This is a genomic window from Staphylococcus equorum (assembly GCF_029024965.1).
Lineage (GTDB): Bacteria > Bacillota > Bacilli > Staphylococcales > Staphylococcaceae > Staphylococcus > Staphylococcus equorum.
In genome coordinates, this window is sequence record NZ_CP118982.1 from 865,438 (window position 1) to 885,583 (window position 20,146).

Consider the following 20,146-nt stretch of genomic DNA (forward strand, 5'->3'; position numbering starts at 1 on the left):
AATGACTACACCATTTAAACGAGTCCACTTAATTGTGATGGACTCAGTAGGCATAGGGGAAGGCCCTGATGCAAAAGCTTTTAACGATGAAGGCAGTCATACATTAAAACACACGTTAGAAGATTTTAATCAGTCATTACCTAATCTTCAAAAATTAGGTTTAGGTAATATTGAACCACTACCTGTAATTGAAAAAGAAGTAAAACCACAAGCTTTTTACACTAAAATGAGTGAAGCCTCTGTTGGTAAAGATACAATGACAGGGCATTGGGAAATTATGGGCTTAAATATCATGCAACCTTTTAAAGTATATCCTGAAGGGTTCCCTAAAGAGTTGATAGATGAAATTGAGTCATTAACTGGTCGTAAAGTAGTAGCTAATCGCCCTGCTTCTGGAACGCAAATTATAGATGAATGGGGCGAACATCAAATGAAGACTGGAGACTTAATAGTCTACACTTCAGCTGATCCAGTTCTCCAAATTGCTGCCCATGAAGATATTATTCCGTTAGAAGAACTCTATGATATCTGTGAAAAAGTAAGAGAATTGACCAAAGATCCAAAATATTTAATTGGTAGAATTATTGCCAGACCTTATCTTGGTGAACCAGGTTCCTTTAAAAGGACATCTAATAGACACGACTATGCTTTAAAACCTTTTGGCAGAACAGTTATGAATGAATTACAAGATGGTGGCTATGATGTCATTGCCTTAGGAAAAATAAATGACATTTTCGATGGCGAAGGTGTGACTGAAGCGGTTCGTACAAAAGATAATATGGACGGTATGGACAAATTAATAGAAACAGTACAACGTGATTTTAATGGACTAAGCTTTTTAAATCTTGTGGATTTTGATGCCTTATACGGACATCGTCGTGATAAAGCAGGTTATGCACAAGCGATTAAAGATTTTGATGAGCGTTTACCTGAACTTATCGAGCATTTACAAGAAGATGATTTAGTAATTATCACTGCTGACCATGGTAATGATCCAACTGCTGAAGGTACAGATCATACAAGAGAGTACATCCCAGTTTTAATGTTTAGTCCGAAAATTGCTGAGTATCATGAATTATCGGTAGATGCTACATTTAGTTCGCTAGGTGCAACGATTGCTGATAATTTTAATGTGAAATTACCAGAGTACGGAAGAAGCTATTTAAAAGAAATGGGCATTGAGTAATGAAGAAAATAATTAGAATTTTATTTGGCATTGGTTTTAGCGTAGCTGGCGTGCTTCATTTTAAAGATGAAGAAAATTTCAGAAATATTGTACCTGAATATTTACCATTTAGAAAAGCCGCAGTTTTAATCACAGGTGTGTTTGAAATCGTGTTTGGTTTATTATTATTAATCAAGCAGCCTTCAACATGTTTGAAAAAAACGATAAATGCTTTTCTATGGGCTGTATTCCCAGCTAATATTTATATGGCACGTAAAAATTTACCACTAGCTGGTAAGCAATTACCTAAATGGGCTTTGTATGGCCGTTTACCATTACAATTTATCATGATAAAAATGATTAGTAAGCTATAATCGGTTAAATAAAGAAAGTGGCTGTTAGTATCCTTATTGGGAATCTAACAGCCACTTTTTTATGCAATATAATTAAGTTAGGAATAAATGAACTCACAGTTATCTTAAGATAATTATTGGTTAGTATGATTATTTGTTTTCTCCGTATACATCTTGCCATACTGATTTTTGATCTAAGAAAGTTTGTGCAATTTCTTTAGCGCCTTCAAGAGAATGACTTGCTGCCCAGCCACATTGTACTTCGTTACAAGCAGGTACTTCTGTAGCGTTTAATACATCATTGATTGTTTGTTCGATGATGTTTAAGACATCTGCATAATCATCATGGTTAATGAATGAAACATAGAAGCCAGTTTGACAACCCATTGGGCTAATATCAACTACTTTATCTGAATGATTTCTAATATTCTCGGCCATTAAATGTTCTAAAGAGTGTAAACCAGGCATTTCCATATGCTCTTTGTTTGGCTGTTTGAAACGGATATCATATTTATGGATAACATCACCGTTAGCGCCCTCCATTTTACCAGCTAGTCTAACAAATGGTGCAGATACTATCGTATGATCTAAATTGAAGCTTTCAACGTTCATTTTTGGCATGTCATATCCTCCTAATATTATAAGTAAGTTAATTGTAACAAGACCGCAATGTATTTACAATTTCTGAAACGGGTATAAATATAAAGTGGTAAAATACTAATTTATTTAAAATTCAGAAAAGTAATGACAGAAGACGAGAAACCCGATAGAATAAATAATAATTAAACACGATATAAATATTTAGCATGATATGTGGTGTTATCTATAAAATTACTTAATGCATAGTGTATGGAAGTTGAAAGTGTTTTGGTAATTCAGGAGGTAGAGTGCAAACGATGGAGAAAAAACAAATTATTTTAGATTATATAGAAAATGAAAATCATAAATACTTAGAAATAAGTCATCAGATACACCAAAGACCAGAATTAGGAAATGAAGAGATTTTTGCTTCGAGAACTTTGATTGAAGATCTAATAGCACATAATTTTGATGTGGAAACTGATATAGCAGGACATGCAACAGGATTTATTGCACGATATGACTCAGGTATAGAAGGGCCTACAATTGGATTTTTAGCAGAATACGATGCTTTGCCAGGTTTAGGACATGCTTGTGGTCATAATATTATAGGTACTGCGAGTGTATTAGCGGGTACTGCATTGAAACAAGTGATTGATAAGATTGGTGGTAAAATTATTGTCTTAGGATGTCCTGCAGAAGAAGGCGGTGAAAATGGCAGTGCTAAAGCGACTTATGTTAAAGCAGGTGTTATAGATGAGTTGGATATTGCACTCATGGTCCACCCTGGAAATGAAACATATCGAACGATTGATACATTGGCTGTCGATGTTTTAGATATAAAATTTTATGGTAAAAGTACGCATGCATCTGAAAACGCAGATGAAGCGAGAAATGCTTTAGATGCGATGATTTCTTATTTTAATGGGATAGCGCAATTAAGACAACACATTAAAAGACGCCAACGTGTGCATGGTGTGATACTTGATGGTGGTAAAGCAGCGAATATTATACCTGATTTTACACATGCGCGTTTTTATACGAGGGCTACGTCTCGAAAAGAGCTAGATGTTTTGACTGAGCGGGTTGGACAGATAGCAAAAGGTGCAGCACTACAAACAGATTGTGACTTTGAATTTGGACCAATACAAAATGGGGTTAATGAATTTATTAAAACGTCTAAATTAGATGACTTATTTGCGAAATATGCCACTGAAATGGGTGAAGCAGTTATAGATGATGATTTTGGATATGGTTCTACAGATACTGGGAATGTCAGTCATTGTATACCAACGATTCATCCTCATATCAAAATTGGTTCACGAAATTTAGTTGGTCATACACATCGTTTCCGTGAAGCAGCAGGTAGTACCCATGGTGATCAGGCATTAATTAGAGGTGCGAAAATTCTCGCTTTAATGGGGCAAGAACTCATAGAAAATAAACCATTGTTTGAAGAAATCATCGAACAATATCAATATACAAAGGGGCACAAAAAATGACAAATCAAAGCTCTCTAAGACCTACATTAACACTTAGTGATCTTTACGATTCACATATTGTTTATACTTCTAGACCGTCTTATATATCGAATCCTTGGTTGGAACCCGAAGTACATCAATCTAATTTTTTGACTGGTAGAGAGCTGATTATTGCTAATGAGATGCCTGTAATCGTACACGCAGCAAGTGTAACTGATAAATTAAAAATGCTATTTGAAGCAATTGGTAAAGCTATGCCAACCAATACGCTTAAATTTCAAGATCAAAGTAGCTATGAACAATTGATACAAGATTTGGCACATGATTATAAAAAAGTTTACTTTCAATACATTCATGGTGAAGATATTTTGAATAAAAAGTATTACGCGTTGGATAAGGATATTTTTGTAGCTTTAAATAATAAAGCACGTATACCAGAATGGACAAACCATAAATATCTACCTATAAGAGAAGTTGTTGATATAGATAATTTTGTAGAAGCTGTAGCAAAATGGGAGTATCCATTTGTATTGAAACCTGGAGACGACCTACCAACAGCAGGTGGATATGGTGTGATGATTTGTTATAATGATGCTGATTTAAAACAAGCAAAATTGCGTATTGAAAATGCTAAAAACGAAACAGATACGATGATTATCGAACAAAAAGTAGAAGCAGTTGCAAATTATTGTGTTCAATATGCATATTCGAAGTATACTGGTGTGCGTTATATTGGGACTTCTGAACAGTTAACCAATAAATATGGGTATTATAATGGAAACGAAAATGTACAAGATGTGCCTGATGCTGTAATTCAAGCGGGTAAAGAGATTATGGAAGTCGGCGTTTCGAAAGGATATTTTGGAATAGCTGGTTTTGACCTTTTGGTAGATAGCAACGATGACATTTTTGCGATAGATTTGAACTTTAGACAGAATGGCTCAACAAGTATGTTATTGCTAGAACCGTTTCTTCAAGAAGGGTACCATAAATTTTATAGTTATTTGTCACATGTAGATAATTCAAAATTTTTCAACACAATTATGAAGTATGTAAATAAGGGTGTATTATTTCCGTTATCTTATTATGATGGGGATTGGTTTGATAATGAAGTTGTTAAATCAAGGTTTGGTTGCATATGGCATGGGGAAAGCAAATCATATGTGGAAAAAATGGAGCAACAATTTTTAAATGATTTAGAAGAAAAATAGAACAATTACTCACAAATATAATGAAACTCTCTAGTAAATTACATTAGACGTTAATTGACTAGAGTATAAGAGTCATTTATATTTTAAGTATGGGTAAATATTATAAATGAATTGAAGGTGCTATGATGTCTTATAAACAAAATTCATTTTTCCAAGAAATTTTAGTCAATGAAGTCTTTTACGTAGCTACAAAATCAAAAGAATTAATTAGACATGAAGTATTGGGAAAAAATGTAGTATGTGCGTGGTCGGAAAAATCTAAAGCGGAAACATTTTTGAAGAAGCTTAATATTGACTACAGCAATATAAAGAAAATTGATATAGACCGTTTTGTAACATACGAAATGGATAACTTATTTGAAGAAGGCGAAGAAGTACTCATTGATGCTACTGGTACTACAGATGGCGAATTGATTAATATTGTAGAAATTACAAATGAGTTAATGTCTGATTTAGACAATATTCGTTTGAAAGAATTTGTAAACGATGTTGCTAAAGAGGATGCAGTCTTTGGTTTATCTAATCAAAAAGAAAAGCATTTTATATTGATTAGTGATGATGAACATCAAAGACCACAAATTATGCCTGTTTGGAGCATTAAAAGTAGAGCTGAAAAGGTAAGGAACGAAGACTTTGAAGAATGTGAAATTATCGAAATCGAAGGTGAAGTATTCGCTGAATGGTTAGATAATTTACGAGATGATGATAAAGCTGTAGCAATAGACTTGAAATCTGGTGTTGTAGGCACAGTTGTATCTGCTCAAAAAGTGATTGACCAACTTACATTTTAATTATTTCTAAATGCGTTTCAATGCGCTAGTATTTTGTTTTTATATTATTTGAATAATGATTAATTATGATGAGTTGTTTTGAAACTATAGATAGAAATTTGGGACATTTGTATTTTGAATTACTAGTAAAAGCAGTTTTCTACTGAAAAACGTAGAAAGCTGCTTTTTTCATGTTGATATTTATAAATGAATTGCACCTAACGCACCAGAGAATGCACCATGTTCAATATAATAAGGTTTAAACCCGCGAAGTATTGTATAATCTGTAACAACTTTTTTTAATAAATCATTATTATGAAAAGATGAACCAATATAAGCGACATTTTCAGTATTATTTTCTCTAGCAACAGTAATAGACATTGTGGTAATAACTTCCCCAACAACACCTATAACAGATGCTAATTTATCAGCATCTGTAAAATTGGCATCCAAATTATGTAGGACATGGCCAAAGTTTGCTGCTGTAAGGTCACCTGAGATAGGTGGTTCACTGTCCTTATAAATATGTTTAACTTTCAAGTCAATAATCTCTCTATTTCCATTTTGAGCTGTATCAGTTAATTGTTTATAATCTTTAATACCAGTTAATAAATATCCAAGCCCTTGAATCATTCCACCACCTGCGCCAACGCCACCTACACGTTGTTGATGATTACCGTCTGAAAAGTGTAATGAAGTGCCGGTACCGACGTTAGTAAAGATGTAATCATCTAATAAATGCTCTTGTTCTACTAAAAGTATTTCTAAACCTTTTGCAGCTGCATCAAATTCGACAAAAATACGCGAAGGACAAGTTAAGTGTTCTTGTATTAATGCAGCTTGTCCACCAGTTAAACTAATGCTTTCACAATCTTGTTGATTTAACCATGAGATAACTTCATCAATTTCAGTAGTTGATTTTGTTGTATATACACGTTCCCCGTTATTGTCTTGAACTATCTTAATTAGAGTTCCACCAGCATCAATGCCAATCTTCATTTCTATTCCCCCCCAAATAAATTTACATTATAACTAATATTATAATAAAATGGGGGGAAATCAAATATGAAATTAAAAGGAGCGTTCTTTTATGATGCAATTAAGTCCGTTTATTAAAGTAGACGACGTTGATGAAGCTGTGAATTTTTATAAAAATGCGTTTGGTGGAGAAGAAAAAATATTAAACGAAACAAATGGACTACGACTGCATACAGAATTGCATGTGAATGCAACAGTGATATTACATATATCAAGTACATACGGAAAAGAATGGCATAATGATAATACTAATATTATTTTGACCTTTGACGATTTAGAAGTGCAACAACAAGTATATAACGCTTTGAGTAAATTAGGTGATCCACATATGCCGCTTGAAAAAACATTTTTCAATGCTATGCATGGTCAAGTTAAAGATCAATTTGGTGTGAATTGGCTCATGAATTGCTTTTTAAACTAAACCGTTTAATATAGGTTATAATTAGTTAGAAAGTGGTATTAATAAATAATTACTAAGTTTTAAATAGGGGATAGGATATGTTTATTAAAAAACAATTTGAAGGAATTACAGTTCAAGTGTATGAAGATAAATATAAAGATGCACTTTATAATTTTAAATTGAATGAACGCCAACAAATTTATTCATCTTTGCCGAGTGATGTTTTAGAAGATGCGTTGCACGATAAAGATAGAATTGCAAACATCGCATTGAATAAAAAAGGGGAAGTTGTAGGATTTTTCGTTTTGCATCAGTATTATCAACATGAAGGCTACGATACACCAAAACAAGTGATTTATGTTAGATCACTATCTGTTAACCAAAATTTTCAAGGTTATGGTTATGGTACTAAAATGATGATGTATCTTCCACAATATGTTCAATCTTTATTTCCAGATTTCAACCACTTATATTTAGTCGTTGATGCGGAAAATGAGAGTGCTTGGAATGTTTATGAACGTGCAGGTTTCATGCACACTGCAACTAAAGAAGAAGGACCACTAGGAAAAGAAAGATTATATTATTTAGACTTAGATTCAAACCATGTATCATCATTGAAATTAAAGCCAAATACGGAAGATGTGCCGTTCAACATTCATATTATTGATTTATTTAAAGATGGAAACAAAGTAGGATTTATTGCAGTAGAAAAACATGAACAACGTATGAATATTTCTTCTGTAGAGGTTAATAAATCAGAAAGACACAATGGTATTGCGGAAAGTGCTTTGAGACAACTTTCTACATATATCAGAAAGTATTTTGATGATGTCAGTCTGTTGACAATTACACTATATGGTGAGAATAATGAATTAAAACCGTTATGTATCAATAGTAACTTTGTTGAAATCGAGTCTGCGGATGATTTTAAAGTATTTGAAAAGCATATAAATTATTAATAGAGATTGCGAAATCACAAATTGTCATTTATAATTTACATTTGTTATTATTACTTAAGATGAACTTAGTACGAATTTGGATAAATGCCTTTGAAAGGAAGAATAAATAATGAGAATTCAAGATTATACAAAAGAAATGGTTGATGAGAAATCATTTATCGATATGGCCTATACGCTATTAAATGAAAAAAATAGTACTATGAATTTATACGATATCATCGATGAATTTAAAGCGCTTGGACATTATGAAGACCATGAAGTAGAACATAGAATTGTACAATTCTATACAGACTTAAATACTGACGGTCGTTTTTTAAACGTTGGAGAAAATATCTGGGGATTACGTGATTGGTATTCAGTAGATGATATTGAAGAAAAAATTGCGCCAACAATTCAAAAATTCGATATATTGGATGATGACCCAGAAGAAGATAAAAATTTAAAATTACTTGGTGAAGATGAAACTGATGACGATGATGACATCCCAGCTGTAACTGATGACCAAGAAACTTTGAATGATCCTGAAGAACCAAAAGAAGACGAAGTTGAAGAAGAAGGCATTGTTATTGATGAAGATGATGAAGACTTTGATGATGAAGACGAAGAAGAAGATGAAGACGAAGAAGAAACTGAAAAATAATTATTTGAGATTTAATTGACTTTTCTCGTGAAAATGATAAAATTTTATTCGGGCTCCTTTAATTAGGACGACGTGTATAAATATTATACGCTCCCCCTTACAACGATGTGAGAGGGAGCGATTTTTTTATTTAAATGACTATAAAAAATTTATGAATTCTTTGAAATTAGGTAATTGCTTAGAGCAATAATTTATACATATGAAAATAATAAATGATAATTATAATATGTAAAACACGCTATTACACAAAAAAATAAGCAATTGATTTTAAAAATTCGATGTCAATATCGGTATTGATTGAAAAAACTGTTTTAATAACTAGGAGGCAGAACATGACAAAATTTATTTTTGTAACTGGTGGAGTTGTTTCTTCATTAGGAAAAGGTATCACAGCAGCATCTTTAGGAAGACTATTAAAAGATAGAGGGCTAAAAGTAACAATCCAAAAATTCGATCCATATTTAAACGTAGATCCTGGAACGATGAGTCCATATCAACATGGTGAAGTTTTTGTTACTGATGATGGTGCAGAGACAGACTTAGATTTAGGACACTATGAACGATTTATAGATATTAACTTAAATAAATATTCTAATGTTACAGCTGGTAAAGTGTATTCTCACGTATTGAAGAAAGAACGTCGTGGTGATTATTTAGGAGGAACAGTACAAGTTATCCCGCATATCACAAATGAAATTAAAGAACGTTTACTTTTAGCAGGAGAAAGCACAAATGCTGATGTTGTTATTACTGAAATCGGTGGAACAACAGGGGATATAGAATCATTACCATTTATTGAAGCTATTAGACAAATTCGCAGTGACTTAGGTCGCGAAAATGTAATGTATGTACACTGTACATTATTACCATATATTAAAGCTGCTGGAGAAATGAAAACGAAACCAACACAACATAGCGTAAAAGAATTACGCGGTTTAGGTATTCAGCCTGATTTGATTGTGGTTCGTACAGAATATGAATTAACACAAGATTTAAAAGATAAAATCGCTTTATTCTGTGATATCGACAAAGCAAGTGTAATCGAATGTCGTGATGCAGAATCACTATATGAAATTCCTTTACAGTTAAGCAAACAAGATATGGAAAACATAGTGATTGATCGTTTAGAACTTAATCCAAAATACGAAACACAGTTAGATGAATGGCAATATTTACTAGACACAGTGAATAATTTAGATGGCAAAGTGACAATTGGTTTAGTTGGTAAATATGTAAGTCTTCAAGATGCTTATTTATCGGTTGTTGAATCATTAAAACATGCAGGTTATCCATTTAAAAAAGATATTGAAGTAAGATGGATTGATTCTAGTGAAGTGACAGATGATAATGTGTCAGAAATATTATCAGATGTAGATGGTATTTTAGTCCCAGGTGGATTTGGATTCCGTGCAAGTGAAGGAAAAATTTCTGCGATTAAATATGCACGTGAAAATAACGTACCGTACTTTGGTATCTGTCTAGGTATGCAATTAGCAACAGTTGAATTTGCTAGAAATGTACTTAACCTTGAAGGTGCGCATTCAGCAGAATTAGATCCAAACACGCCGTATCCAATTATTGATTTACTACCTGAACAAAAAGATATTGAAGATTTAGGCGGTACGTTACGTTTAGGACTTTATCCTTGCCATATTAAAGAGGGTACATTAGCACACTCAATTTACAATGAAACTGATATTGAAGAAAGACATCGTCATCGTTATGAATTTAACAATGAATATAGAGAACAATTAGAAGCAAACGGTATGGTATTCTCAGGTACGAGCCCTGATGGTCGCTTAATTGAAATGGTGGAAATTCCTGAAAATGACTTTTTCGTAGCTTGTCAATTCCATCCTGAATTTTTATCAAGACCTAACCGTCCACAACCAATTTTCAAAGCGTTTATTGAAGCTTCTTTAAAAAATAAACAATCTAAATAAAATAAAAATGACGCATGTTAGCTAAGTAATTAAAGGTTACAGTTAGCAATGCGTCTTTTTTTATATCCTTAATTGTTAAATGTCATTATACATTAACGATAATTGAATTTTTTATAAAGGTTTCAAAATTCGTGTTATTTGATTCAAACGATTTCATAATTATATTTTTATAATTACTGTAAAATAAGATGTATAGTATAACAAATTTACAAAAATTAGAAGAAAAATGTCTATTTTTAAGGTTTTAAAAAGAAAAAAACAATTAAAAGCGCTTACAATTGTTTAGAAGAATGCAAAAGGTTTCTAATTTTGATATAATTAGATTGTAAAAATATGTGCTTAAAGCACCAAGGAGGAACTTTCATGCCTTTAGTTTCAATGAAAGAAATGTTAATAGACGCAAAAGAAAATGGTTACGCAGTTGGTCAATACAACTTAAATAACTTAGAATTTACACAAGCTATCTTAGAAGCTTCACAAGAAGAGAATGCTCCAGTTATTTTAGGTGTATCTGAAGGTGCTGCTCGCTATATGGGTGGTTTCTACACGGTAGTTAAAATGGTTGAAGGGTTAATGCACGACAAAGAAATCACTGTCCCTGTTGCAATCCACTTAGACCACGGTTCAAGCTTTGAAAAATGTAAAGAAGCAATTGATGCTGGATTTACATCAGTAATGATCGATGCTTCTCATGGTTCATTTGAAGACAACGTTGAAATCACTTCAAAAGTGGTTGAATATGCGCATGAACATGGCGTATCAGTTGAAGCTGAATTAGGTACTGTAGGCGGACAAGAAGACGATATTATCGCTGAAGGTGTTATCTATGCAGATCCTAAAGAGTGTCAAGAACTTGTTGAAAGAACAGGCATCGATACATTAGCACCAGCATTAGGTTCAGTACACGGACCATATAAAGGTGAACCTAAATTAGGATTTAAAGAAATGGAAGAAATTGGTGCTTCTACAGGATTACCGTTAGTATTACACGGTGGTACTGGTATCCCAACTACAGATATCCAAAAAGCTATTCCTTTCGGCACAGCAAAAATTAACGTTAATACAGAAAACCAAATCACTTCTGCTAAAGCAGTACGTGAAGCTTTAGACAAAGATAAAGAAGTATATGATCCTCGTAAATATTTAGGACCAGCACGTGAAGCAATCAAAGCAACAGTTATTGGTAAAATTAAAGAGTTTGGTACATCTAACCGAGCAAAATAATTTAATCTATATTACAAATGAGACTGAGACATGTAATTATGTCCCAGTCTTATTTTTTTATGTTATAATTGCTATCGTTTGGTAAAGAGGTTATTATTAAATCCAAACTATTTACATAAATCTCAAACAAAATATATATAATTATGATTTAAAACATAAAATAATGGGAAATAAAAACTATAGTAAATAATTTATATGTAACTTGCATCACTTAATTTTAATTTTAAAAAGTTTTAGTAGACTGATGTACTTTGCAAACTGGAAAAAGTAATTTATAATGCAAATAATGATTGAAAGTCAAAGGAGAACAAGCGAATGGCTCAAGAAGTGATAAAAATTAGAGGTGGACAAACACTTAAAGGTGAAGTGGATATCCACGGTGCTAAAAACAGTGCAGTAGCAATTATACCTGCAGCAATCCTGGCTGAAGATAAAGTAACAATTGAAGGTCTTCCAGAAATTTCTGATGTAGAAACATTGGTTAGTCTATTAGGGGATTTAAATATTAAAACAGAATTAGATGGTATGACATTAAAGGTCGACCCTACTGACATTGAAAATGCACCATTACCTAATAATAAAGTCGAGTCTTTACGTGCCTCTTATTATATGATGGGTGCAATGTTAGGTAGATTTAAAAAATGTGTCATTGGTTTACCTGGAGGTTGTCCATTAGGACCAAGACCTATTGATCAACATATCAAAGGTTTTAAAGCTTTAGGCGCGAAGATTGATGAATCAAGTGAGACTTCTATGAAAATTGAAGCTGACAAATTAACTGGTGCAAATATATTTTTAGATATTGTGAGCGTTGGTGCAACAATTAATATTATGCTTGCAGCTGTACGAGCTGAAGGGCATACTGTCATTGAAAACGCAGCTAAAGAACCAGAAGTTGTAGACGTAGCAACGTATTTAATTGGTCTAGGTGCAGATATAAAAGGTGCAGGTACAAGTACGATTAAGATTAATGGTGTGGATCGTCTTCACGGTTCTCATCATCAAGTTATTCCAGATAGAATAGAAGCTGGTACGTATATGTGTATAGCTGCAGCTTGTGGTGAGGATATTCAAATTAATAATATTATCCCAACACATGTTGAACCATTAACTGTAAAGTTAAAAGAATTAGGCGTGGATATTCAAGTTGGCGATGATAGTGCTAAAATTAAACGTAGTGCGCCTTATTCAAGCGTCGACATTAAAACTTTAGTTTATCCTGGATTTGCTACAGACTTACAACAACCTATTACACCGCTATTATTTATGGCAGATGGTGTATCCTTTGTGACCGAAACAATATACCCAGCGCGTTTTAGACACGTTGATGAATTAAAAAACATGGGTGCCAATATCAATGCAGATGATGGTACGGCAACTATTAAGCCATCTAAATTAACAGGAGCAGAAGTATATGCGAGTGACCTACGAGCAGGCGCATGTCTTATTGTTGCAGGACTTTTAGCAGAAGGTGTTACTACAATTTACAACGTAAAACATATTTATCGTGGCTACACTAATATTGTGAGTACTTTAGAATCATTAGGTGCAGATATTTGGACTGAAGAAATTTAGAAAATGTGGTATACTAAATATACTAAGCACTTGAAATATATTTTAGTAACTCAGATTATAGAATAAAAACGATATGAGGTGATGACCATGGAGGTTTGCCCTTATCTTGAAGAGACCTTTAAAATAGTAGGTAGAAGTTGGAATGGTCTAATTATTAATTATTTGTCTAGGTGTCCAGAAAAATCTGCTCATTTTTCGGATATGAAACGTGATTTGAAAACAATTACACCACGTGCACTTAGTATAAAATTAACAGACCTAAGTGAATGGGGTCTTGTAGAGAAAAAAATAGTATCTACAAGCCCGATGAACATATTATACCAACTTACGGATAAAGGTGATGCACTAGCGGCAGCATTAGTACCAATGGAAAAGTGGGCGCAAGATTTTATTGAACTTGAAAATCAATAATATCAATGTCTATGAACGAAGATTTAAAGCGTTATAATAAGAGAAGAAGTCTATGACATGTCATAGACTTCTTTTTTTGTTTTTAAAAAAAGAAAATATATATATATTTTCTTTTAGCTTATAAATTGTGAGGTTCAAGGTTTTTGTTGGGACTAATTATTAATGTGAAATGATTAGAAAACGCTTAATAACAACGTTTGTCGTCATATAACGTGAGCATTAATGTTTAAAAATACAGAATCTCGGTTAAAATATAATTATCAACACAAATTAAGGAGTGAATTATTGATGAGAAATTTCACTAAACAATATATTAACGGAGAATGGATTGAAAGCACTAGTGGAGAAACACTAGAAGTTATTAATCCAGCGACAGAAGAAGTAGCAGGTACAATTGCGAAAGGTAATAAAGAAGATGTTGATAAGGCAGTAGACGCTGCAGAAAATGTGTATCTAGAATTTAGACACAGCTCAATAGAAGAAAGAAGAACATTATTAGATAAAATAGTACAAGAATATAAAAATAGAAAAGATGATCTTATAGAGGCAATTACAGACGAATTAGGTGCGCCTTTATCAGTATCAGAAAAAGTACATTATCAAATGGGACTAGATCACTTTGAAGCAGCACGTGATGCATTAGATAATTTTGAATTTGAAGAACGTCGTGGTGATGATTTAGTTGTGAAGGAAGCTATTGGTGTTTCTGGCTTAATCACACCTTGGAATTTCCCAACGAATCAAACTTCATTGAAATTATCTGCCGCTTTTGCAGCAGGAAGTCCAGTCGTATTAAAACCATCTGAAGAGACACCATTCGCCGCAATTATTTTGGCTGAAATTTTTGATAAAGTAGGCGTGCCAAAAGGTGTGTTTAACTTAGTGAATGGTGATGGACAAGGTGTAGGTAATCCATTAAGTGAACATCCGAAAGTAAGAATGATGTCGTTCACTGGCTCTGGTCCAACTGGTTCAAGCATTATGAAAAAAGCAGCTGAAGATTTCAAAAAAGTGTCACTTGAATTGGGCGGTAAATCACCATATATTATTTTAGATGATTCAGATATTGATGGTGCAGCAAGTGCAGCAACTGGTAAAGTTGTTAGCAATACTGGTCAAGTTTGTACAGCAGGTACTAGAACATTAGTACCAGCAAGTCTAAAAGAAGAATTCTTAACAGCTGTAAAAGAAAAATTCAGTCAAGTTAAAGTCGGTGATCCACGCGAAGAAGGCACTCAAGTTGGTCCAATCATTAGTAAAAAACAATTTGACCAAGTACAATCATATATCGATAAAGGTATTGAAGAAGGTGCAGAATTATTCTATGGTGGACCTGGCAAACCTGAAGGCTTAGAAAAAGGTTACTTTGCTCGCCCAACAATATTTAATAATGTTGATAATAGTATGACAATCGCGCAAGAAGAAATTTTTGGCCCAGTGATGTCAATTATCACTTACAATGATTTAGATGAAGCAATTAAAATTGCAAATGATACTAAATATGGCTTAGCTGGATATGTATACGGTAATGATAAAGACACATTACACAAAGTAGCACGTTCAATTGAAGCTGGTACAGTAGAAATTAATGAAGCTGGCCGTAAATCGGACTTACCATTTGGTGGTTATAAACAATCTGGTATTGGACGCGAATGGGGCGACTACGGTATCGAAGAATTCCTAGAAGTTAAGTCCATTGCTGGCTATTATAAATAATAAAGTTTAGCAGTAATTAAATAATTTAAATGAAGCAAGGCAGTTTAACTGTCTTGCTTTTATAATTTATAAAAACTGAAATACATTTTGTAATTAAATAAGAAATTTGCTATAGTTATAAAAGTAAGTAGCGTAGTACGTTGCGTTATTTAAAAACTTATTTATGAAATGGGTGCAAGATAATGCCTGATAAAGTACGAACATCACCTCAGTATGAATCGTTCCACGAATTATACAAAAATTACACTACAAAAGATCTCACTCAAAAAGCAAAATCTCTAAAACTAACAAATTATAGTAAACTTAATAAAAAAGAACTTGTTCTTGCAATTATGGAAGCGCAAATGGAAAAAGACGGTAACTATTATATGGAGGGTGTATTAGATGACATCCAACAAGATGGCTATGGTTTCCTTAGAACAGTTAATTATTCAAAAGGTGAAAAAGATATTTATATCTCTGCCAGTCAAATACGACGTTTTGAAATCAAACGCGGCGATAAAGTTACTGGTAAAGTAAGAAAACCAAAGGATAATGAAAAGTATTATGGTTTGCTACAAGTTGATTTTGTTAACGACGAGAATGCAGAAGAAGTTAAAAAAAGACCTCACTTTCAAGCGTTAACGCCATTATATCCTGAAGAACGAATCGTTTTAGAAACAACGAAGCAAAATTTTTCGACTCGTATTATGGATTTAATTACGCCAATTGGTTTGGGCCAACGTGGACTTATTGTTGCACCACCAAAAGCAGGTAAAACATCTCTATTAAAAGAGATTGCTAACGCTATTGCTATCAACAAACCAGATGCAGAATTATTTGTATTATTAGTCGGAGAACGTCCAGAAGAAGTAACAGATATTGAACGTTCTGTTGAATCTGCTGAAGTTGTGCACTCTACATTTGATGAGCCACCACAACACCATGTTAAAGTTGCAGAACTTTTATTAGAACGTGCAAAAAGACTTGTTGAAGTAGGAAAAGATGTCATTATTTTAATGGATTCAATTACAAGGTTAGCTCGTGCATACAACCTTGTCATACCACCAAGTGGACGCACATTGTCTGGTGGTTTAGACCCTGCGTCATTACACAAGCCAAAAGCATTTTTCGGAGCTGCAAGAAATATTGAAGCTGGTGGCAGTATGACGATACTAGCTACAGCGTTAGTTGATACAGGATCACGTATGGACGATATGATTTACGAAGAATTTAAAGGAACGGGTAACATGGAATTACATCTAGATCGTAAATTGGCAGAGCGCCGAGTATTTCCAGCTATTGATATCGGTCGTAGTTCAACGCGTAAAGAAGAACTACTTATTTCTCCAAAAGATTTAGAATCATTATGGCAATTACGTAATATGTTTACAGATTCAATTGATTTTACAGAAAGATTTGTACGCAAATTAAAACGTACAGAAAATAACCAAGAATTTTTTGAACAATTACAAAAGGCTGCTAAAGAAAGCACTAAAACAGGTAAACCAATTATTTAAGTTGAAATTAGCAAAGTGTTATCAAGCTAATATATGATTTAGGGTTGCGTTTTGGTTTTAAAGCAATTATAATTATCAAGTATTGGGTAAAAACTCACAAACAACTCTGTTCCAGATGGTTCAGGGCAAAGGAGCTGAAAATAATGAGAAAAAATATTCATCCTGAATATCACAGTGTAATCTTTTTAGATACAACTACGAATTTTAAATTCCTAAGTGGTTCAACAAAATCTTCAAAAGAGACTATGGAATGGGAAGATGGCAACGAATACCCAGTTATTCGTTTAGACGTTTCATCTGATTCACATCCATTCTACACAGGACGCCAAAAATTCGCTGCTGCGGATGGCCGTGTGGAACGTTTCAACAAAAAATTCGGAATCAAATCAAGCGACGAGTAATCGTTGTTATAAGGCATTCTCATTATATGAGAATGCCTTTTTGTTTTTAGAAATATAAGTCTCTAATTGAGAATATTACAGTTTTAATAGTTTTTATACATAAAAATAACTCAATATCTTGAAGAAATAGCATATTTCAATTAAAAAAATATGCTATAATGAATCGATTATGTTTTGAAAAAGGTGGAACGCATAATGTATGAAACTTATCATTCCGGGTGGATTGAATGTATTACTGGAAGCATGTTTAGTGGTAAATCTGAAGAGTTAATTCGTCGATTAAGACGAGGCCTTTATGCTAAGCAAAAAGTAGTTGTATTTAAACCGGCTATAGATGACCGCTATCATAAAGATAAGATTGTTTCTCATAATGGCAACGCTATTGAAGCAATTAATATTTCAACAGCGGCTGAAATACTTAAGCACGATTTGTCAGATACAGATGTTATAGGTATCGATGAAGTGCAGTTTTTTGAAGAAGGTGTAGTTAATATTGTTGAACAATTAGCTAAAAAAGGCCATAGAGTCATTACAGCGGGACTAGATATGGATTTCCGAGGGGAACCGTTTGAACCTATACCACACCTACTAGCAGTAAGTGAAGAAGTGACTAAACTACAAGCTGTTTGTGCTGTTTGTGGTGCATCTTCAAGCCGCACACAAAGGTTGATTGATGGTAACCCAGCAAAAATAGATGATCCAGTTATATTAGTTGGTGCAAATGAAAGTTATGAACCAAGATGCAGAGCGCATCATATTGTTGCACCAAGTAATAATATGAAGGAGGAAATGTAGTGTTTGATCAATTAGATATCGTAGAAGAAAGATATGAACAATTAAATGAATTATTAAGTGATCCAGATGTAGTAAGTGATCCAGATAACTTAAGAAAATATTCAAAAGAACAATCAGATCTACAAAAAACTGTAGAAGTATACCGTAATTATAAACAAGTCAAAGAAGACATTGTTGAAATAGAAGAAATGTTAAAAGAAACAAAAGACAGTGATGAAATTGAAATGTTAAAAGAAGAACACCAATCACTTAACAATCAAGTTCCGAAACTAGAAGAAAATCTTAAATTTTTACTTATTCCGAAAGATCCTAACGATGAGAAAGACGTTATCGTGGAAATACGTGCTGCTGCTGGTGGAGATGAAGCTGCAATTTTTGCTGGGAACTTATTTAGAATGTATTCTAAATACGCTGAAGCACAACGTTATAAAACAGAAATTGTAGAAGCCGCTGAAAGTGACCATGGTGGTTATAAAGAAATCAGTTTTTCAATTTCAGGATCAGGTGCTTACAGTAAGTTGAAATATGAAAATGGCGCCCATCGTGTACAACGTGTACCTGAGACCGAGTCAGGTGGACGTATTCATACATCGACTGCTACAGTTGCAGTACTACCAGAAGTTGAAGATGTAGAAATTGAAGTGCGTAATGAAGATATTAAAGTAGATACTTACCGCTCTAGTGGTGCGGGTGGACAACATGTCAATACTACGGATTCAGCTGTACGTATCACACATGTGCCGACCGGAATCATTGCTACGTCTTCAGAAAAATCACAAATTCAAAACCGTGAAAAAGCTATGAAAGTTTTGAAAGCACGTTTATTTGATATGAAATTACAAGAAGAGCAACAAAAATATGCTGCCCAACGTAAATCAGCAGTAGGTTCTGGTGATCGTTCAGAACGTATTAGAACGTATAATTATCCTCAAAGTCGAGTGACTGACCACCGTATTGGTTTAACGATTCAGAAGTTAGATCAAGTTATGGAAGGAAAATTAGACGAAGTGATAGATGCATTAACTTTAGCTGAACAAACTGATAAATTGAAAGAACTTAACAATGGTGAATTATAAAACACGACTTTCTAATGCAAAAATGAAATGCTTTGAACTAGATATTGAAACAACTCGAGCAGAATGGTTAATGTTAGATTTATTGCAATGGAGTAAAGCGGATTATTTGATGCATAAGGATGAGGTAATGTCGGACATACATTTAGAATTATATAACGACGCTGAAGTTAGAATGTTAAAAGGTGAACCGATTCAGTATATTGTTGGAAGCCAATCATTTTACGGTGAGACATTCAAGGTGACTGAAGATTGTTTAATACCTAGACCTGAAACTGAGGAAGTCATGTTACACTTTTATAACGAGATTCATTCTGATGATACAATTGTTGATATTGGTACAGGTAGTGGTAATATTCCAATTATACTAAAAAAGATGAATCAATCATTAACTGTCTATGCTACAGATTTATATGCTACAGTATTAGCAGTAGCACAAGAAAATGCCCTTAGCCATCAAGTAGATATTAACTTTTTGCAGGGTGATGCATTAGCACCTTTAATAGAAAGAGGTATAAAAGTGAATGGTCTAATTTCTAACCCGCCTTATATTGATGATAATGAGGCTGTACTGATGGATGACACAGTATTGAAATATGAACCACATTCTGCATTATTTGCAGAAGATAATGGGTATAAGGTTTATGATGCAATATTAAACCAATTGCCAAAAGTACTTCTGCCGAATGCAAAGGTCGTTTTTGAAATTGGTTATAAACAAGGTCAAACATTGAAGCAAAAAATACAATCTAAATATCCTTCATTAGATGTTCAAATTATAAAAGATATTAATAATAACGATAGAATTATTTCTTTCGAGTGGTAATAAGAAGTTATGTACTGAACATGATAAATCATGAGAGTGCATAACTTTTTATTTTATTCTAAAATAAAATCATGAGAAGAAAGGGCG

Annotated in this window: 20 protein-coding genes; 18 read left to right on the top strand and 2 right to left on the bottom strand. The window is 33.3% G+C overall.

The genetic code is table 11. The annotated features are described in order from the left end of the window. The first annotated feature begins 1 nt into the window (after position 1). Complete coding sequence (gene deoB / locus PYW44_RS04045; RefSeq protein ID WP_021339792.1) at positions 2-1,186, top strand: phosphopentomutase; 1,185 nt, start codon at positions 2-4, stop codon at positions 1,184-1,186. Next, a complete protein-coding gene (locus PYW44_RS04050; protein ID WP_002507049.1) occupies positions 1,186-1,539 on the top strand; it encodes a DoxX family protein in 354 nt (117 codons plus the stop codon). The genes deoB and PYW44_RS04050 overlap by 1 nt, the downstream gene beginning before the upstream one ends. 129 nt (positions 1,540-1,668) lie before the next feature. On the opposite strand, the gene PYW44_RS04055 is transcribed toward PYW44_RS04050, so the two are convergent. After that, the gene (locus PYW44_RS04055) at positions 1,669-2,139 is read right to left on the bottom strand and encodes an S-ribosylhomocysteine lyase (protein ID WP_107521024.1); all 471 of its coding nucleotides are present in this window, start codon (positions 2,137-2,139) and stop codon (positions 1,669-1,671) included. Positions 2,140-2,414: 275 nt separating this feature from the next. Between PYW44_RS04055 and PYW44_RS04060 the strand changes: the two genes are divergently transcribed. From PYW44_RS04060 to PYW44_RS04070, 3 genes are all read left to right on the top strand, one after another. Next, positions 2,415-3,599 (top strand): M20 family metallopeptidase, encoded by a 1,185-nt coding sequence (locus tag PYW44_RS04060; protein ID WP_031266098.1) that lies wholly within the window; start codon positions 2,415-2,417, stop codon positions 3,597-3,599. Beyond that, positions 3,596-4,789, top strand: coding sequence for an L-aspartate--L-methionine ligase LdmS (ldmS, locus tag PYW44_RS04065; protein ID WP_021339790.1), 1,194 nt, complete (start codon positions 3,596-3,598; stop codon positions 4,787-4,789). The genes PYW44_RS04060 and ldmS overlap by 4 nt, the downstream gene beginning before the upstream one ends. Positions 4,790-4,914: 125 nt before the next feature. Continuing rightward, complete coding sequence (locus PYW44_RS04070) at positions 4,915-5,580, top strand: DUF2750 domain-containing protein (RefSeq protein WP_021339789.1); 666 nt, start codon at positions 4,915-4,917, stop codon at positions 5,578-5,580. Positions 5,581-5,760: 180 nt separating this feature from the next. Here the strand turns inward: PYW44_RS04070 and coaW are convergent, their stop codons facing one another. Next, on the bottom strand, positions 5,761-6,558 hold the full coding sequence (coaW, locus tag PYW44_RS04075; protein ID WP_021339788.1) for a type II pantothenate kinase: 798 nt from the start codon (positions 6,556-6,558) through the stop codon (positions 5,761-5,763). Between the two features lie 91 nt (positions 6,559-6,649). Between coaW and PYW44_RS04080 the strand changes: the two genes are divergently transcribed. From PYW44_RS04080 to prmC, 13 genes are all read left to right on the top strand, one after another. Then, a complete protein-coding gene (locus tag PYW44_RS04080) occupies positions 6,650-7,018 on the top strand; it encodes a VOC family protein (RefSeq protein WP_002507055.1) in 369 nt (122 codons plus the stop codon). Between the two features lie 77 nt (positions 7,019-7,095). Continuing rightward, positions 7,096-7,956, top strand: a complete 861-nt coding sequence (locus PYW44_RS04085; protein ID WP_021339787.1) for a GNAT family N-acetyltransferase — start codon at positions 7,096-7,098, stop codon at positions 7,954-7,956. Positions 7,957-8,065: 109 nt separating this feature from the next. After that, positions 8,066-8,596, top strand: coding sequence for a DNA-directed RNA polymerase subunit delta (gene rpoE, locus PYW44_RS04090; protein ID WP_021339786.1), 531 nt, complete (start codon positions 8,066-8,068; stop codon positions 8,594-8,596). A gap of 332 nt (positions 8,597-8,928) precedes the next feature. Then, positions 8,929-10,539: a CTP synthase gene (locus tag PYW44_RS04095; protein ID WP_021339785.1), complete on the top strand. Its 1,611-nt coding sequence runs from the start codon at positions 8,929-8,931 to the stop codon at positions 10,537-10,539. Between the two features lie 363 nt (positions 10,540-10,902). Then, positions 10,903-11,763, top strand: a complete 861-nt coding sequence (fdaB, locus tag PYW44_RS04100; RefSeq protein WP_002507059.1) for a class IIb fructose-bisphosphate aldolase FdaB — start codon at positions 10,903-10,905, stop codon at positions 11,761-11,763. A gap of 315 nt (positions 11,764-12,078) precedes the next feature. Further along, positions 12,079-13,338 (top strand): UDP-N-acetylglucosamine 1-carboxyvinyltransferase, encoded by a 1,260-nt coding sequence (locus PYW44_RS04105; protein WP_021339784.1) that lies wholly within the window; start codon positions 12,079-12,081, stop codon positions 13,336-13,338. 87 nt (positions 13,339-13,425) lie between these two features. Further along, entirely contained in the window at positions 13,426-13,749 is a 324-nt protein-coding gene (locus PYW44_RS04110) for a winged helix-turn-helix transcriptional regulator (protein ID WP_002511426.1), read from the top strand. A 288-nt stretch (positions 13,750-14,037) separates the two neighbouring features. Further along, the gene (locus tag PYW44_RS04115) at positions 14,038-15,465 is read left to right on the top strand and encodes an aldehyde dehydrogenase family protein (protein WP_002507062.1); all 1,428 of its coding nucleotides are present in this window, start codon (positions 14,038-14,040) and stop codon (positions 15,463-15,465) included. Positions 15,466-15,647: 182 nt separating this feature from the next. Beyond that, positions 15,648-16,964, top strand: coding sequence for a transcription termination factor Rho (gene rho / locus PYW44_RS04120; RefSeq protein WP_002507063.1), 1,317 nt, complete (start codon positions 15,648-15,650; stop codon positions 16,962-16,964). Positions 16,965-17,107: 143 nt separating this feature from the next. Beyond that, positions 17,108-17,365 (top strand): type B 50S ribosomal protein L31, encoded by a 258-nt coding sequence (locus PYW44_RS04125; RefSeq protein WP_002507064.1) that lies wholly within the window; start codon positions 17,108-17,110, stop codon positions 17,363-17,365. Positions 17,366-17,560: 195 nt separating this feature from the next. Beyond that, positions 17,561-18,160: a thymidine kinase gene (locus PYW44_RS04130; protein WP_002507065.1), complete on the top strand. Its 600-nt coding sequence runs from the start codon at positions 17,561-17,563 to the stop codon at positions 18,158-18,160. Then, a complete protein-coding gene (gene prfA, locus PYW44_RS04135; RefSeq protein WP_002507066.1) occupies positions 18,160-19,236 on the top strand; it encodes a peptide chain release factor 1 in 1,077 nt (358 codons plus the stop codon). The genes PYW44_RS04130 and prfA overlap by 1 nt, the downstream gene beginning before the upstream one ends. Next, positions 19,223-20,059 carry a peptide chain release factor N(5)-glutamine methyltransferase gene (gene prmC, locus PYW44_RS04140; protein ID WP_021339783.1) on the top strand — a complete coding sequence of 279 codons (837 nt, stop codon included), beginning with the start codon at positions 19,223-19,225 and terminating at the stop codon, positions 20,057-20,059. The genes prfA and prmC overlap by 14 nt, the downstream gene beginning before the upstream one ends. The last annotated feature ends 87 nt before the right edge of the window (positions 20,060-20,146 follow it).